At 37.3% G+C, this 17,333-nt stretch carries 14 protein-coding genes; 7 read left to right on the top strand and 7 right to left on the bottom strand.

Features of this window, described 5'->3' with window-relative positions; all coding sequences use genetic code 11:
* Positions 1–103: 103 nt before the first annotated feature.
* The 4 genes from ACVYAD_RS04900 to rpoN form a co-directional block, all read right to left on the bottom strand.
* Positions 104–1,435: an aminotransferase family protein gene (locus ACVYAD_RS04900; protein ID WP_476424979.1), complete on the bottom strand. Its 1,332-nt coding sequence runs from the start codon at positions 1,433–1,435 to the stop codon at positions 104–106.
* A gap of 410 nt (positions 1,436–1,845) precedes the next feature.
* Positions 1,846–3,489, bottom strand: coding sequence for a sigma-54 interaction domain-containing protein (locus tag ACVYAD_RS04895; RefSeq protein WP_476424978.1), 1,644 nt, complete (start codon positions 3,487–3,489; stop codon positions 1,846–1,848).
* A gap of 200 nt (positions 3,490–3,689) precedes the next feature.
* Positions 3,690–5,105, bottom strand: coding sequence for an amino acid permease (locus tag ACVYAD_RS04890; protein ID WP_476424976.1), 1,416 nt, complete (start codon positions 5,103–5,105; stop codon positions 3,690–3,692).
* A gap of 592 nt (positions 5,106–5,697) precedes the next feature.
* Positions 5,698–7,035, bottom strand: coding sequence for an RNA polymerase factor sigma-54 (rpoN, locus tag ACVYAD_RS04885; protein WP_476424974.1), 1,338 nt, complete (start codon positions 7,033–7,035; stop codon positions 5,698–5,700).
* Positions 7,036–7,295: 260 nt separating this feature from the next.
* On the opposite strand from rpoN, the gene ACVYAD_RS04880 reads away from it, so the two are divergent.
* From ACVYAD_RS04880 to ACVYAD_RS04850, 7 genes are all read left to right on the top strand, one after another.
* The gene (locus ACVYAD_RS04880) at positions 7,296–8,456 is read left to right on the top strand and encodes an acyl-CoA dehydrogenase family protein (RefSeq protein WP_476425250.1); all 1,161 of its coding nucleotides are present in this window, start codon (positions 7,296–7,298) and stop codon (positions 8,454–8,456) included.
* Complete coding sequence (locus tag ACVYAD_RS04875) at positions 8,453–9,529, top strand: acyl-CoA dehydrogenase family protein (RefSeq protein ID WP_476424973.1); 1,077 nt, start codon at positions 8,453–8,455, stop codon at positions 9,527–9,529. The genes ACVYAD_RS04880 and ACVYAD_RS04875 overlap by 4 nt, the downstream gene beginning before the upstream one ends.
* Positions 9,530–9,595: 66 nt before the next feature.
* Positions 9,596–10,402: an enoyl-CoA hydratase/isomerase family protein gene (locus ACVYAD_RS04870; RefSeq protein ID WP_349659567.1), complete on the top strand. Its 807-nt coding sequence runs from the start codon at positions 9,596–9,598 to the stop codon at positions 10,400–10,402.
* 20 nt (positions 10,403–10,422) lie between these two features.
* Positions 10,423–11,565, top strand: a complete 1,143-nt coding sequence (locus tag ACVYAD_RS04865) for a CaiB/BaiF CoA transferase family protein (protein ID WP_476424971.1) — start codon at positions 10,423–10,425, stop codon at positions 11,563–11,565.
* Between the two features lie 87 nt (positions 11,566–11,652).
* A complete protein-coding gene (locus ACVYAD_RS04860; protein WP_476424970.1) occupies positions 11,653–12,420 on the top strand; it encodes an IclR family transcriptional regulator in 768 nt (255 codons plus the stop codon).
* 521 nt (positions 12,421–12,941) lie between these two features.
* Entirely contained in the window at positions 12,942–13,562 is a 621-nt protein-coding gene (locus tag ACVYAD_RS04855; protein ID WP_476424968.1) for a hypothetical protein, read from the top strand.
* A gap of 113 nt (positions 13,563–13,675) precedes the next feature.
* Positions 13,676–14,497 (top strand): TraX family protein, encoded by an 822-nt coding sequence (locus ACVYAD_RS04850; RefSeq protein ID WP_476424966.1) that lies wholly within the window; start codon positions 13,676–13,678, stop codon positions 14,495–14,497.
* A 64-nt stretch (positions 14,498–14,561) separates the two neighbouring features.
* On the opposite strand, the gene ACVYAD_RS04845 is transcribed toward ACVYAD_RS04850, so the two are convergent.
* The 3 genes from ACVYAD_RS04845 to ribD are packed head-to-tail and all read right to left on the bottom strand — an operon-like array spanning position 14,562 to position 17,333.
* The gene (locus ACVYAD_RS04845) at positions 14,562–15,128 is read right to left on the bottom strand and encodes a 5' nucleotidase, NT5C type (protein WP_476424964.1); all 567 of its coding nucleotides are present in this window, start codon (positions 15,126–15,128) and stop codon (positions 14,562–14,564) included.
* Positions 15,129–15,144: 16 nt separating this feature from the next.
* A complete protein-coding gene (locus ACVYAD_RS04840) occupies positions 15,145–16,227 on the bottom strand; it encodes an FAD-dependent monooxygenase (RefSeq protein WP_476424962.1) in 1,083 nt (360 codons plus the stop codon).
* Positions 16,224–17,333, bottom strand: a complete 1,110-nt coding sequence (gene ribD, locus ACVYAD_RS04835; protein WP_476424960.1) for a bifunctional diaminohydroxyphosphoribosylaminopyrimidine deaminase/5-amino-6-(5-phosphoribosylamino)uracil reductase RibD — start codon at positions 17,331–17,333, stop codon at positions 16,224–16,226. Before ribD ends, ACVYAD_RS04840 begins: the two co-directional genes overlap by 4 nt.

The raw sequence follows: 17,333 nt of genomic DNA, 5'->3' as shown, positions 1-17,333 counted from the left end.
CGGCTTTGTGCTACACAAAGCCGATTCCGTGACATCCGCCGGAGGCTTTTTAACTTCTTTCAGCGTTTATAGCTGACGCTACCAAAACATTTGCTGAAAGAAGTTAAATCGCTTTTTCAACAATTGTTTTACGTATATGCTCAAATGTCTCGTCTAAAATACGTAACATTTCATCTAGCTCTACTTTTGATAGAATGAGAGGTGGAGAAAAAACAACTGTATCTTGATCATACGTAACCGTTCGTAGAATCAATCCTCGTTTCATCGTTTCCTGAACAAAAATCGGACTAAGAGCAGTCTCAAACAATTCACCCGTCTCACGGCTCTTCACTAATTCAATGGCTCCAAGTAATCCAAGCGTACGCACACGACCGATAAAGCTATACTTTTCTTGCAATGCTCGAAATCCTTCTAACATAGCATCCCCCATGTTTGCAGCATTTTCAACGAGATTTTCTTGCTCAAGAATTTCTATATTTTTCAATCCAACTTGGCAAGCGAGTGCATGACCGCTGTAAGTATATCCGTGCATTAATGTCCCTTTAGAAAGCTCACATAAATCTTGATGAATTGTTTCGGATATCGCCACACCACCAAGTTGAACATAGCCACTTGATACTCCTTTAGCGAAAGACATCATATCAGGCACTACCCCGTAATGTTCCATACCGAAGAATTTTCCTGTACGACCAAACCCCGTAATAACTTCATCCGCAATGAATAAAATACCGTACTCATCACAAATTTTTCTCACTTCTTTAAAATAATCTTTTTGTGGAATATTAACTCCACCTGCTCCTTGTACGGGCTCAGAAATAAATGCAGCGACAGTCTCAGGGCCTAATGTTTCAATCGTTTCACGTAAATTACGTACAGATTCGCTGTATACATAGTGGAAATCAGGGGCGTGTGAATTGGTAAAGTCACGGAATGCTTGTAAGCCTGTCGCACTTGTAGCCCCCATAGCTACACCATGGTATGAATGTGTACGAGAAATAATTTTTTGACGCTCTGGCTGCCCTTTAAGTAACCAGTAATGACGTGCTAATTTAATCGCTGTATCGTTCGACTCTGAGCCACCTGAAGTGAAAAATACAGTATTTAAGTCTCCCGGAGTTAAAGATGCGATTTTCGTCGCTAAACGGATAGCTGGTTCATTGCTAAATGATGCGAAGCAGGAACTAAATGCTAATGTAGAGATTTGCTCTTTCGCTACTTCGGCAATTTCTTTACGGCCATGCCCGATATTTACATTCCATAAAGACGACATGCCATCAATGTATATATTTCCTTCTATATCTTTTAAATAAATGCCATTGCCCTCTGTAAAAATGGCAGCTGGACCTTGTGTTTGTTGTTGTTCGATCGACGTTGTTGGATGTAGAAAATGTTTTTGATCTAACGTTTTTAACTCTTCTTTTAGTTGAATTGTCATTAATGCCAACCTCTTTTCGTTTAAAATTTTATTCACTTTTTTAATAGCAATTCTCATGCCAACTGATGAAAAAAATCTCTTTTAACGAAAAAAGATGCTTTTAGCCTTCGTTCCTCTATCGCTGATCCCAAGGAGTCGCCCCGCCTCCACTCCAATAAACTTATTATTATTGGCATACCTTTTAACAAAACATATCTTTCTTTTTGTGATGAGTGAAAAAATCAAAACGCTTCACAACACCTGCAACAAAATGAAAAAGAGACGTTTTCTTTTTTTGAAAATGTCTCTTTTCTTCAAAATCTATTAACATATTAACGATGTATTTCATCATTTTCCTTGTATTAATTAGTGAGTATTGCAATATTACTAATTATTGTGCTTGAATGAGATTTCGATGCGAAAATACATCACTAATCCTTATATGAAATTTGTTTCGTTAATTGGAACTTTTGTATTTTACGTACTAATGTTGATTGATCACAGCCAAGTGATTTAGCAGCCTGCCGGATACTCGGAAATTTTGATAGAGCTTCCTTAATAATCTTCTTTTCAAACGCCACTACTTGTTCCTTTAATGTACCGCTAAACTTCGGGGTTACAACTTGTTCCTGGATGTTTTGTATTTCTACAGGATTTTCTATATCACGTATAATTGGGTTACTATCTAACTCTTGTTGCACAATATATGCTGTTATTTCTGGTTGAGTTGCTAGCAAGCAAATACGCTCCACCATATTTTTAAGTTGACGTACATTTCCTGGCCAATCATAACACTCTAATATTTTCATAGCAGACGACTCAATTGTTCGATGGATCCCATATTTTTCTTCAACAACAGCTAAAAAATGGTAGACTAGCGGGATAATATCTTGACGACGATATCTTAAAGGAGGAATTTCAATCGGGATAATATTTAAACGATAATATAAATCCTCACGAAAATGACCTTGCCTCACCATTTCAGCTAAATTTCGATTTGTCGCAGCGATTATGCGTACATCAATTGGAATAGGTTTCCCACTCCCTAAACGCTGAACCTCAGATTCTTGGAGAACACGTAATAATTTCGCCTGTAGTAGTAAAGGCATCTCACCAATTTCATCTAAAAACACTGTACCACCAGACGCAATCTCAAATAACCCTGCCTTACCACCTCTTACTGCACCCGTAAATGCTCCTGCTTCATAGCCAAAAAGTTCAGATTCTAATAAATTATCAGGGATTGCACTACAGTTAATCGTTAATATTTGCTTATCATTACGCCGGCTATTTGCATGAATTAGCTTTGTAATCTCTTCTTTACCAACGCCCGATTCGCCACCAATTAATACAGTTGAGTCTACCTCTGCAACTCTCATAACCCGCTTTACAACCTGCATCATTTCTGAAGACACAGCGATTAAACTACTTTTTGTTGTTTCTTTATTATGTAGGGCCTGTAGCTTATTTTTAAAATTCTCATTTTGAACTTCTAATTTTTTTACTTCTTTCTCTAACAGTTTTAATTGTGTCATATCACGGGTAATTGCTACTACGTATTGTAATTCACCGTACTCATCAAATATTGGCTTACCAGAAACTAAAAAGCATTTTCCATTAATAAACGTCTGCAAAATCGTAACTTTTTCTTTTGATTCAATTACTTTCATCGAAATGGAATCACTCATTAATCCTTCAGCGATTACGTCTTTTGCATATCTACCCATTAAATCAATGCCAACAATTTCAATATCAATATCATTTTGAAATAAAATTTTGCCATCGCTACCACATACTGTAACGCCATCAGATATGGAGTTTAATACTTTTATGGACAACGGGTTCATAAAATCTATATAGCTATACTGCGTGAATGGTTTGACATAAAATAAGCTACCTTGCGAAGTCTCTAATACATGAACAAAATAGCCTTCTACCTCAAAGCTTTCCGTTCCTTTACTATATTTTTTTATTATTTTTTCAAGAAGCTCTATTTGGATATCACTTTTAATCATGACCTCATCATTTTTTACAATAAAAAAATGCTCATCTTTATGTAGTTGAGTTATCGACATCTAGATCACTCCCTCTCGAACTTTAAATCTTTATCAAGTACCAGGTGTACTGGTTAACCATTCTTATCCATTCATACAAAAAAATCCGCTCTTTCTACGGGGCATCTATACGTCGCGAAAGAACTTAAAGCATCCTTTAAATTCTTTCGCGGCTTGATATCTCGCAGGAATATCGCGAATTTTTTGTATTTTATAGAATTCTACTCTGAGGCTAGCTTTTCCTCTATTTGCTCCGCAGGTCTTGTCGACAGCTTTCGCATGATCATGAACAACACAACTGAGCCAATTAGTACTAATGTACTTAAATAAAATTGTGAACGTAAAGATTCGATGAGCGCCTGGCAGAAATAAACGACTATTAAAATACCAATTGTGACATACGATAGATATGGAAATAGCCACATTTTAATCGATAATGCCTCATCTGAAACTTTGTCATAATGACGTCGGAAACGAATTTGTGAAATAGCAATGAAAATATAAACTGCAATCATTAACCCTCCAACGCAATTCCCCAAAAAGTAGAAAATAACTTCAGGTGAAATGAAGTATAGCATCGCACAAATATACGCAACCACCGTACTACCAATAACGGCTGGGACTGGCACACCACGACTATTTTTAATTTGTGAGAATATTTTTGGTGCATCGCCTTGACGGGACATTTCTAGTAACATACGTGAACTTGTATAAAGAGCGGAATTTAAAACAGAAATTAATGAAATGAAAATGACTATTTGAATAAGTTGAGCGGCAATTGGAAGCCCTGCCATTGTTAAAATATTTGCATAAGGTGCTGCCAACATTTTTGTATCATTCCAAGGTATAAGTAAAACCATAATAGCTACTGAGCCTACAAAAAATAAACCTAATCGAAAGACAACATTGCGAATAGCGCGGACAATATTTTTCGCTGGATTTTCAGACTCTGCTGCAGCGATGGCTGCAACCTCAGCACCACAGATCGAGAATATAACAAAGACAATTGCCGTAAAAATCGGGACAATACCATTTGGTGCAAATCCACCAAATTCCGTTAAAATACCTAATCCCTTCGGTTCAGAATTTGGCCAAATCCCTAAAATCATAGTTATACCAACTATTAAAAATACAACGATAGCTGTAACTTTAACGAAGGAAAGCCAATATTCAAATTCACCAAATGATTTTACTGAATAAATATTAACGATTGTCATTAATAACGTTATACCTATACTTCCAAGCCATATTGGAATCATCGGAAACCAATTGTGCAGCATTCCCCCTATAAGTGCTGCTTCTAACCCCACAATAAATACCCAGCTTGCCCAATAAAGCCAACCTACTGTAAATCCTGCCCATGGTCCAATATACTTCCCTGCATATGAAGCAAATGAACCTAACTCTGCTGAACCTCCCGATTTCTTTCCTAATACTATTTCTCCAGCTGCCATTTCACCAACCATTTGCATGATCAGAACTATGAGTAAGCACGCAATCGCATATGAAACCACCGCTGCTGGACCGGTACTTAAAATATTTTTCCCTGTCCCAACGAAAAGCCCTGTGCCAATAACACCACCAATGGAGATCATTGTAATATGCCGTGTTTTCAGTGATTTTTGCAAAGCCCCCATTAAACCACCCCTTTGTGTTTTATGTAGACATTTACTAGCCCCTTTCCTTTACTAAAATGTCTACCGTTTAATGAGCAATTCTGATGCCAAACCTATCTAATTATCAAAAATTTCAAAATATTTTTATTTACATCGATTATTGTTGCCGAAAATTGTCTTATCACAAAAATTCAGGGATGAGGATGTTTGGACACCCGCTAGAATGAAGTTAAAACATATGCCTTGTATATGTTGATTGGAGTGGAGGCTGGGCGATTCCTCGGGGATCAGCAATAGAGGAACGAAGGCTAAAACCATCACATCCTGTGATAACGCATTCGTGACCAACATCCTGTTGCCCCAAGCGGCTCATCGTACGCCCCCAGGAAGCTCTGCTCTGTGCGAAAGCGTAGCGACAGCAACAACAAATGTTTTATCTGCGCGAAAGCAAGGCGACAGCGACAAAGCGCCCAGCCGGAACGGAAATCAACCTCACGCTATGCTGATGAGCTTTAAATTTACTTAGTTAGGAGAATCTACAAATCTTTTAATATGCAATTTTCAAGTTTTGATGCAAAAATACATCAATGACTATTCTTTTACATCATCTATCCTATCCATACATTCGATTAAAGGAACTCATAATATTCATCTCTTCCCTGTACTTCGCTACTGTTCGTCTGGATATTTGGATACCTTCAGCACTCAAAGTATTTGTAATCTGTTGATCAGTTAAAGGCTTTTGTTTATCCTCACCTTCGATCAACTGTTTGAGCCGCTTTTTAATATACATAATCGAATCCATTTTTCCAGAAATATTCATTACTCCTTTTGTAAATAACGATTGTAAAGCATACACACCATGAGGGGTTTTTATATATTTTCCACGCACTGCTCTGCTAATTGTTGATACATGTAGGCTTAAAATATCCGCTACATCTTTTAACCGCATTGGCTTCAATGACTCCATACCCTTACGGAAAAAATCTGCTTGCAATTCCACTAGCAGTCTAGCTAACTCATACAGTGTTTTATCACGTTGTTCAATTCCTTGTAATAATAAAAGAGCATCTCTCATTGTATCTTTGAAATATGTTTTACAAGTCGGATCATTTTTTAGCATTTCAACATACTGTTTATCGATAGTAACGACTGGTAAATATCCACGATTTAATTTAATCAGCCATTCCTCTCCTAATCTTTCTACTTCGATTTCTGGCATGACATATGGAATCGCTTCGAATTGATCTCCCATCATCACTGGATTTAAATTTTTTATATAGTGAATCGTTTTCTGCACTTCCTGTAGAGACATTTTATACTTTTTACTTAACTGTTTAATAGCTTGCGCTGCTACTAGCTCTAAATCCGTTTCGATAAATCGAGAGGCCAATTTTGGAGCAAGCGCATCACTGTCTACTTGAATGAGTAAAAACTCCTGATAATTACGTGCCCCTACTCCTACTGGCTCGAAAGTTTGAAGTAAGTCCAATAATGCCTCTACATGCATAACATCCGTTTTACATATAGTAGCGACAACTTCTAAATCAACATCTAAAAATAGACGTTCATCTAAGGATTGGATTAAAAACGTTAAAATTTTCAAATCTATAGAAGATAGATTTTTATGCATAGGTACTTGTTCCAGTAAGAACTGCTCATAGCTTTCTTTTACAGCAAACTTCATCTCAATGGGATTAAATGAATGATGTTGAGGCGCATAATGTTGCGCGGAATAACTTTTATCCGAATAGCTTGCTAATTGCATAATTTCCTCATAATGCATTTTCACCTTAGCATCAGTGACTGCTAACAGTGGGTTTTCGTTAGCCTTATCATAAATATACTGTTCTAGCTCATTCGTTGTATATTGCAGTATTTCCAAATGCTGTACTAATTGTGGTGATAAAACTTGCATTATTTTTTGGGAAGTTTCGATAGCCAATTGCATACCCCACACCTCCAAAACAGAATTTTCTACATAGTAACACGTTTATTCTGTAACTTTCCATTTTTTAATCAAATTTTTATTTTTACACATAGCTCATTAGCAAAAGCTAAAAGTCGTATGGTGATACGTCATAAAACTTCTTTACTCCATCTATAAAATTTTCTAATAATTCCAAAAAGTAATTGACTACACATATTAGTAATCATAAAATACACATATACGATAATAATTACCACATTACGGTAAAATTTAAGGAGTGAATCAAATTGTTTCATTTACCAACTGTGCAGTTTACACAAGAGCAAGAGCAATTTCGCTTAGATGTTCGAACGTTTTTACAGGATGAATTAGCAAAAGGAACCTTCACGCCTAAATGTGATTCTTGGCTCAGTGGAGATGATCCTGAATTCTCTAAATTAATCGGTCAAAAAGGTTGGATTGGATTAACTTGGCCTAAAAAATATGGCGGCCAAGAGAGAAGTACTATCGATCGATACATTTTAACAGAGGAATTTTTAGCCGTTGGTGCCCCAGTTGCTGCACATTGGTTTGCTGATCGCCAAACAGGTCCCCTTCTTTTACGTTATGGAACAGAAGAGCAACGTGACTATTTCTTACCGAAGATTGTAAAAGGTGAATGCTACTTCGGCATAGGTTTGAGTGAACCGAATAGTGGTTCTGACCTCGCTTCGGTCAGCACACGTGCAGAAAAAGTAGATGGTGGATGGATTGTCAACGGTCAGAAAATATGGACGAGTAACGCACATCTCTGCCATTATATGGTTACTTTAGTACGGACTAGTCCTTTCGATGGCAAAAATAAACATGCTGGGCTCAGTCAGTTGATTGTCGATTTACATGCAGAAGGTGTAACTGTTGTTCCCATCAAATTTTTAACTGGTGAACATCATTACAACGAAGTGTTCTTTGACAATGTTTTTGTACCTGACAATATGGTTGTTGGAGAGGTTGGTAATGGCTGGATTCAAGGATTAGCAGAACTTGCGTTTGAGCGCAGTGGCCCAGAGCGAATATTGAGTACCTTCCCATTAATCGATGAGCTTATTCAAGAGTTAAAGCGCCAAAATAATTTAGAAGGGTTACAGCAAGCGTCTAAAATAGTAGCTCGACTTTGGGGTTTACGTAATTTATCAATTGGTGTAGCTCAACTTCTAGAATCCGGTAATGGTGATGATGTATCTATTCCTGCAGCACTTGTGAAGGTTCTCGGTACGAAATTTGAGCAAAGTATTCCTGAAATCACACGCTTAATCGTACAGACTTATCCAACACTTGACGCGCATCGTAAAATTGATCGCTTTATGGCTGAATCTATTTTACATGCACCAGGTTTTACTATTCGCGGAGGAACTTCAGAAGTACTGTATGGCGTTGTAGCGAAAGGGGTTATAGCACAATGAGTGAAATGAAAGACATGATCGTTGATGTTGTAGAGCGTATGTTAAAAGAAAAAGTTGATAAAGATTTAGTCGATACAGTAGAACAAGGTAATTGGGCACCAGAACTTTGGGAACTGTTTAAAGAAAATGGAATGACTGCTGTAGCTATTTCAGAAGAAAATGGCGGTGCTGGTGGCGACATAGAGGATTTATTAAATATTGTTCGTTTAACTGGAAAATACGCTGCACCGATACCATTTATAGAAACAACATTTGCAAATTATTTATTGCAGTTTACGCAGTTACAAGTCATTGAGGATTTGGCTACGTATATGCTATGCCCTAATCAAGCCTTTACGTTAGAAAATGGGAAATTAACGGGAGAGGCGATTCAAGTCCCTTGGGCACGTCATACAAAACACCTAGTGACTCTTGCCAATAGTACGGAGGGTACACATCTTGTAGAAATAAATTTAAGCCAAGCTGAAATTAAGCTAGGTACGAATTTAGCAAGCGAACCGCGTGATACCGTAATATTCCAACATGCTACGGCTTCACAAGTATCTGCTGTGTTACCTACTGATAAGGTACACACTATAACAACACTTAATTCTGCGTTCCAATTAGCACTGATGACCGGTGCGATCGATAAAATAAATGACTTAACTATTCAATATACGAAAGAACGTGAGCAGTTCGGTCGACCGATTCATCGCTTCCAGCTCGTTCAACAGCATATTGTAAATTTAGCAGGTGAAACGGCGATTGCTCTTGCAGCATTTAATAATGTTACAGAAGCCCTTCAGATGAACAGTCAAAATAGTGAGGTTGCTTACGCTTGCATTCGTTTTGAAGAAATTATTCAAGCAGTGACAACAATTGCGCATCAAGTACACGCTGCAATTGGTACAACACACGAACATAGTTTACATCAATTTACACGCAGACTTTGGTCATGGCGCGATGAAGGAGCCAGCACCTCTTATTGGACTCAATTTGTTGCAACACAACTATTAGAAAAAAGCGGAGATAGCCTCTGGGGATATTTAACTTCGTTCAGCGCAAGCTCACCGCTTCTTAACGTAGAAGCATAAGGGCGGCAATGTTACACAGTTTAAATTAATTGAAAACTACTAATGACATGATAAGGAGTGTTATTAATGACTGATTTACTTTTTGAAGTGCAAGACCATGTTGCCACTATTACATTAAATAGACCTGAAGCGTACAATGCTTTTAGTGAAGAGATGATCTCTAAATGGATAGAAGCCCTTGAAAATGTCCGTGATTCAGAGGATATTCGTGTCGTTATCGTAAAAGGGAATGGTAAATCATTTTGCGCTGGTGGGGATATTAAAGCGATGCAAGCCGGTGAAGGATTTTTCCAAAGTGAGGACGATATCTCTTCAACAGGTTTAGCACGCAAAAATTCTCTTTGGAAAAAGATTCAGCGTATCCCCCTTCTCCTTGAAGAAATTGATAAGCCCGTTATTGCACAAGTACATGGGTTTGCAATGGGCGCAGGACTTGATATGGCCTTAATGTGCGATATTCGGATCGCTGCAAAATCTACAAAGATCTCAGAAAGCTATATTAACGTTGCGATCGTGCCGGGCGACGGTGGTGCTTATTATTTACCAAAATTAATCGGCATCGACCAAGCATTAGACATGTTCTGGACAGCTCGTGTATTAACTGCTGATGAAGCAAAAGACAAAGGTGTAGTGACATTTGTTGTAGAGGACCAAGATCTTGACGAATACACATTGAATTACGCAAAGGAATTAGCGAGTCGTCCAACTACTACATTGCAATTCATTAAGCGCGCTGTTTATCAAAGTCAACGGATGGATTTACGTACTGCCCTTGATTACATTTCTTCACAAATGGCGATTGTCACAGAGCTAGATGATTTTAAAGAGGGTGTAAACGCAGTAGTAGAAAAACGTAAGCCTGTTTATAAATGAAATGTTTAGGAGGACGAACAATGCAACCTCTTGAAAATATTCGAGTGTTGGATTTATCTCGCGTCTATGCTGCCCCTGCTGGCTCCATGATGTTGGCCGATCTAGGAGCAGAAGTAATACGCATAGAACATCCAAATGGCTCTGATAGTATGCGTGATTGGGGGCCATTCGTAAATGGTCAAAGTACGTATTATATATGTGCCAATCGCAATAAAAAATCGATTACATTAGATTTAAAGACAATAGAAGACAGAGAAAAACTTAAAGAACTTGTCAAAGATGCTGATGTCATACTCGAAAATTTTAAGACGGGTGACATGGAACGAATGGGACTAAGCTATGAGGAATTAAGAAAAGTGAATCCTAGAATCATATATTGCGCAGTAACAGGATTCGGTCAAACAGGTCCTCTTGCGCATGAACCAGGCTTCGATCCAGTTATTCAAGCGATGAGTGGTTTAATGCATGTTACTGGCTCAGCTGAAGGAGAAGCAACAAAAGTCGGTGTCCCTATTGCAGATATTTTAACCTCTAATTATGTAGTCATTAGTATTTTAACCGCTTTACGAATGCGTGACCAAACAAATACAGGGCAATTTATCGACTTAGCATTATTAGACGTTCAGATGAGTAGTTTAGCAAATGTAGCAAGCGCATATTTAAATACAGGCTTTATCTCAGAACGTCTAGGGAATCGTCATAATAATGTTGCGCCATATCAAGTATTTCACTGTGAGGATGGTCCATTAATGATTTGCGTCGGTACAGATGGACAATTTAAAAAGTTTTGCACGATGTTGCAACGGGAAGAATGGGCTAATGATCCGCGTTTTTTAACAAATACGATGCGCAAGCAAAATGAAGCGGAGATAGTGCAAATGATTACTGACATTACGATGACAAAAACCCGGGATGAATGGATTACCCTATTACAACAATACAAAATTCCAGGTGGTCGTGTGAACACCATTGCTGAAGCACTAGAACAACCTCAATTTATTGCACGCGACATGATTGGTGAAATAGAGCACGAACAATACGGTACGATCAAATTCATCAAAAGCCCGATAAAGTTCTCTAATTTACCTATTCAATATAAATTAGCACCACCGATACTTGGAGAACATACGAACGAATTCCAAAAGTCCTCTCTACAAAAATAAAATTGCGCTATAATAGAGGTAAAATGTATTAATAAAGGTAAATCCTCCGGCATATGTCGAAGAAAATTTTATTACGTAGGTGACGGGATGAATCAAGAGATTTTCGAAAAAAACTATACAATGTCATCGCTGCACAAAGCTATTAAAGTACTAAAAGCTTTTTCAAAAGATGAGCCTAGCCTTTCCCTAACTGAGTTAAGTAAAAAAACAGGGATAAGCATTTCTAGTTTACAACGCTTCGTTTCTACCTTTGTGTACGAAGGCTTTCTTCACAAAGATGAGCGTACTAAGCGCTATCAATTAGGGCATTCACTTCTGTATTTGGGTAATTTAGTAAAAGAAGAATCCAGTCTTATTATTGTCGCTGACCCTATTTTAAAAAAGCTAAACGAAGAAATAGGCGAAAGTGTTTCCATGAATATTATTGACGGATTGGAAAGACGATGTATTTTAAACTATGATTCAACATATCCGCTTTCGACGAAAATGTTTGTAGGTGACACCTCTCCCCTTTATGCAGGTGCATCATCTAAAATATTACTCGCATTTATGACAGATGTTGAAGAATATGTACAGAATATTATTCTTGAATCTATAACTGATCAGACAATACTTTCAAAAGAGCAGCTGTGGGGGGATTTACAGCAGATTCGTAGTCAGCGCTTTGCGAGAAGCAATAGTGAGCGTGTACGTGGAGCATGTTCTTTATCTGCGCCGATTTTAAACGCTTCCAACCAAATCATCGCATCCGTGTCACTCGTTATACCAGAAGTACGCTACAGTGACTACGATGAAAATTTATTAATTAAATCCATTCAAAAAATCGCGGTAGATATTGAAAGGCAACTACATTAGATCCGATTAATTAAAGTAAATCTAGTCTGTAGCGAAGCTACCGATTCATTTTCACTAGTGAAAACAACCAAGAGAGTCTTTTGTATTCTTGGTTGTTTTCGTGTTGAAAGTAAGTATAGTAACCTCTCTAATTCTACAAAACTACATAGACTTACGTACTTAATGAATGATCTAACTTCCTATAAGGGCCACTACTCGCTCGCTTTGCTACGTGCGAGCGTCGTCCGCTTCGTTAACACTCCACTTTCAGACATATAAACAATTTATTGTGGCTTCGAACAGAAGGCATTCGCTCCTTTCTTTCTTTTCTACCGCGAAGCTTTGCTCTGCGATGAAAGCGAACAACAGAAACACTCGAATAACCCCACGCTGCCGTATCAATCATAAACTTATACCTTCCTTATCTCCTCACATGAAGTAGACTGTAAAAAAATAAGGGTAATACTACGAAAAGCTGTGGCAATAAACTAAAAAATCGTGGTCATATTGCGGATAATCTTTCGTCTGTTTGTGGTTTGTTTGTGGTAGAAAAAACGAAATTTTATGATAATTTATATATAAACCTTCTGCAGAGGTATATACAAAAAGGAGGAAAAACAATGCTCAAGATATTTTCAAAAGTAATTTTTGTTTTTACAGTTATGGTAGCAATAGTAATAGCACCATATGATACTTCTTATGCAAGGGAGACTACTTCTGATGAGCAGGTACCAGATGAACAGCTTCCAAAAGTAGATTATAATAATGATATTAATGGCTATGATGAATTTATTTTTGAATCAAAAACCAGAGGCACTGAAGTTCCATTTGGAAAATGGGATTGGAATAATGGTACCTACTCAGTGGATGGTAGTTCAAATAGCGGAGCTACATTATATACAAACTTTTACTTTAATGATGTTGTTGGTAAAACATTCAATTTTAAAACCGGTTCTTCAAATAAAATTACTGTAGACTTAGTTCATAAAGGGTTTATTAAACAAACTGTTGTACAATCTTGGACAATTAATGCCGGAGCTACTCGATCAGTGACAATTAAAAAAAGCGACCTTGATGGTAAATCTGTGAATGGTACCTATTACTTCAGATTTAACTCAAATCCTCTTGGAAAATCCTATTCAGTAAGTGGAACATTTAAATAAAGACTAAAAGAAAAGTTTGTTTTTCATCGTAATTAATAACATAAGTATAAAATGGCTATTGTAATACCCTTCAATAGCCATTTATTGTACTTATTAATGATTGGGGTTATAAAATGAATCTAAAGATAATTTTTAACGATGGTATCAATAGCTTTCATCTAAAATGTATCGGACTATTATTTATGACACTAGATCATTTTTTACAATATATTATCAAAAATCCTATTGGTGGCGACGATCCGCTTAGTGCATTAGGACGGTTTGTAGCCCCTTTATTTATGTTTGTATTAATCATTAGTTTACAGCACACACGAAATAAATTGACATTTGCTTTTCGACTATACATTGCTCATATGATTACTTGCTTTTTAACATTATTCTTATCCGAATACGGAAAAGTATGGTTCGGCATGCATGATCAGTTTAGTATTTTCTCTACATTTTTTTATACAGTATGGTTTATTTATATTATTGAAAAGACTTTACAATTTTTAAGGTCAAAAGAGTATAAAAAAGTATTTCTACAAGTGACTTTAGGAACATTAAGTATTTTCCTGCCCATTACTTTACAATTCGCACCTTGTTTGGATGAAAAGATAATGAATATTATTATTCCAAATATATTAACGGTACCTTACTCTCCGTTATTTGTAATGATGGGAATTAGTTGGTATTTTATAAAAAGTAATATAGTAAAAGCCGTGATCTTGGTATTCTTTTCTTGCGCTTCTTTTATTGGCAAGATTTTAATCAGTGGAGCTAATGTCTGGATATTTCCCGACTTTTTTAGTCCTTCACAATTTTGGATGGTTCTATTTTTACCATTGATATTTTTGTATAACGGGGAGCGAGGAAGGCCGTTAAAATACTTCTTTTACATCTATTATCCGTTACATATTTTTATACTGATGTTTATAGGTCAACAGTTAACGTAATTTGCACTGATAATTAACACGAAAAAAGATTGGTACAACGTACCCCCCCTGTACCAATCTTTTTTTATTGTTTTCGTACCAGACTTCCAAAATCATGCCATTGACTTAAGCGTGGCAGTTCAACATGTTGATTATAGGATTGATTTTTTAAAATTACTTTCGTCTTCACATCTTGCAGTGTTTCTAATACAGCTGGTTTATCATCCACATAAACATCTAAAGCTAGCTCTTTGATGATCTCCACTTTTTCTGTATCCTGCATTCCGCAGAAAAAATGACCTTCTGTGATTGGAAAACCTTGCGCTTCCATCCAAGCTCTTGTTTGCTCACAATACTGTTTTGGACGTGAAGTAATATAATAAATGTCATGTCCTTGCTGTGCCAAAGCTTGAAGCGTCTCGAGTGCTCCCCCAAAAGAAGGACAATCCGTAAAATAAATTTCCTCTAATGAATTATTCCACATTGCCGATCCTTCAGCATCTGTTAATCCAAAAGGTTCGTGAATTTCAACTCTTTTCAAAGCTTGAAATGTTTCTAGTGCAACATTTTTACTAAGTTTTTTATTATAGAGCCTAAAGGCATGTGCTCGTAAATCGATGAGTGTGTCATCTATATCAAAGCCAAATTTCATCTTGTTTTTCTTCCCTTCACGAAGCCTTGTTAATGAAGTTAGTCGCAAATGTTTGCTCTTTTTCAATTTGCGTCGCTAATACTTCCTCAATAGCTTGCTCGCGCATTTGTTGAAACTCTTGTACGTTAAAATGAACAAGCTTATCTTTATTTAATAGTGATGCAAGACAATCTGCATCCTTGAGTGCACTATTAAGACCAAACGCCCCAGTTGGTGTCATCGTGTGAACAGCATCCCCTAATAGCACAAGCCCTTTTGTCCCCCAGCAGTTACAATGACTACTGAATACGTCAAGCAATACAAAATCTTGCCAAGATCGAATATGTTCGTTAACAGTATCGGATAGTTCCGGAAATTGCTCTGAAAGCTGTTGGATAAATGGTGTAAATGCATTTTTTCTAAGGTGAGGAAAACTTCCTTGTTCAATATTCCAGCCGATTTGAATAAACCCACCTACCTGCGTAAATAATGATAGCTGTTTATCACCGATTAAAGCCATTTTTATCGACGGCTCCCATCCGTGAGGTGCAGGAATTTTTGCCCATAATAAATCAAAACCATGCTTATGCTTTTGACTTTCAATGTGCGCTTGCTTACGAATTGTAGAGTAACGACCGTCAGCACCGATAATTAACTGACTATTTATTTCTATTGTTTCCCCATTTTTTGTTGCAATGACACCTATATATCTGCCAAAAGAATCAACTATGAGCTGCGTCACCTTCGTATTTAAGAAACATGAAAAGTGCGGATGCTGTGTTTCTTGTAAAATTCCCTTTAATAAATTTGCTTGCGGCACATGAATTCCTAAATGTCCTACAGCTTCATCAGGAAAAATAGTTTTAAATGCTCTACCTTCTGTGTAATATTCAAGCTTTCTCATACGTAATAAACCGAGTGCCTCGACCGCTTCAAAAAGTTGATGACTTTTTAAAACTGCCTCACCCTCTTCATTTAAATGCTCACCGCGAAATGCCTGCCCCAGTGCTACGTTTTTTTCCAGTAGGATTACAGAAAGACCTTTTTTCGCTAGTAAGTGCGAAAGAAGTACTCCACCTGGCCCAGCCCCTACAATACAAACATCTGCTTGATAATTCACTTTTCCTCACCTATCTTTGGATAAGCAATGATACGTAAATCTTGCCCAACCTGCTCAAACGAAGCAAATTCTACATCCCACGATTCATCCATAGAAGTTGGATTGTGACCAGCAATCGGTGTTAAAGATAAACGACCACCGAGAACCTTTGGCGCTATGTAAATTACATATTTGTTAATAGCACCTTGCTGCAAAAATGAAGCGTTTATCGTACTTCCACCCTCTACTAAAATATCCGTAATGCCATATTGATATAGTTTTTCAAGCATATCATCCACAACAAGCCCCTCAGATTCATGGCGAACTGGCAATACAGTCACGCCTTTTTCCTCAAATGCTGTTATTTTTTCTAGATTAACATTTTCACTACATACAATAATTGTTTTCGCTTCTTCTACATTTAGGACATTGGCATGGGCCGGTGTACGAAGTGAGCTATCCATAATAATGCGTACTGGATTTTTTCCGTAATCTTCTTTTAATCTTGTCGTTAAGGATGGATTGTCAGCTAAAACAGTTCTAACCCCAACTAAAATGCCATCCACTTCATGACGAATACGATGAACATCCTCACGCGCCGCCTCACCAGTTACCCACTTGGAATGTCCTGTATGAGCTGCTATTTTCCCGTCTAAAGTCATCGCATATTTCGAAATAATAAATGGTCGTTTTGTTAGCATATTATGAATAAAACGTTCATTTATACGTCGAGCTTGTGCTTCTAAAACACCGACCTCTACCTCAATGCCCGCATCTCGTAACAGTTGAATACCACGTCCAGCAACAGCCGGATTTGGATCTTGCATCGCTACAACAACACGACTAACTGCAGATTCCTTCACTAAATTTGCACAAGGAGGTGTTTTTCCAAAATGCGAACATGGCTCAAGAGTTACATAAAGTGTAGCACCTTTAGCATGTTCTCCAGCCATACGGAATGCATGCACCTCTGCATGTGGTTCACCTGCTTTTCTGTGTAAACCTGTTCCAACAATTACACCATCCTTGACGATTACAGCGCCTACTAATGGATTGGGATTTGTATTTCCTTTTGCACTAGCAGCTAAATCAAGTGCTAGCTGCATATATTTTTCATCTGTTGTCAT

Source organism: Lysinibacillus sp. G1-3, assembly GCF_056322905.1.
Note: the sequence above shows the minus strand (reverse complement) of the source record. Positions and strands in the feature narration are given on the sequence as shown.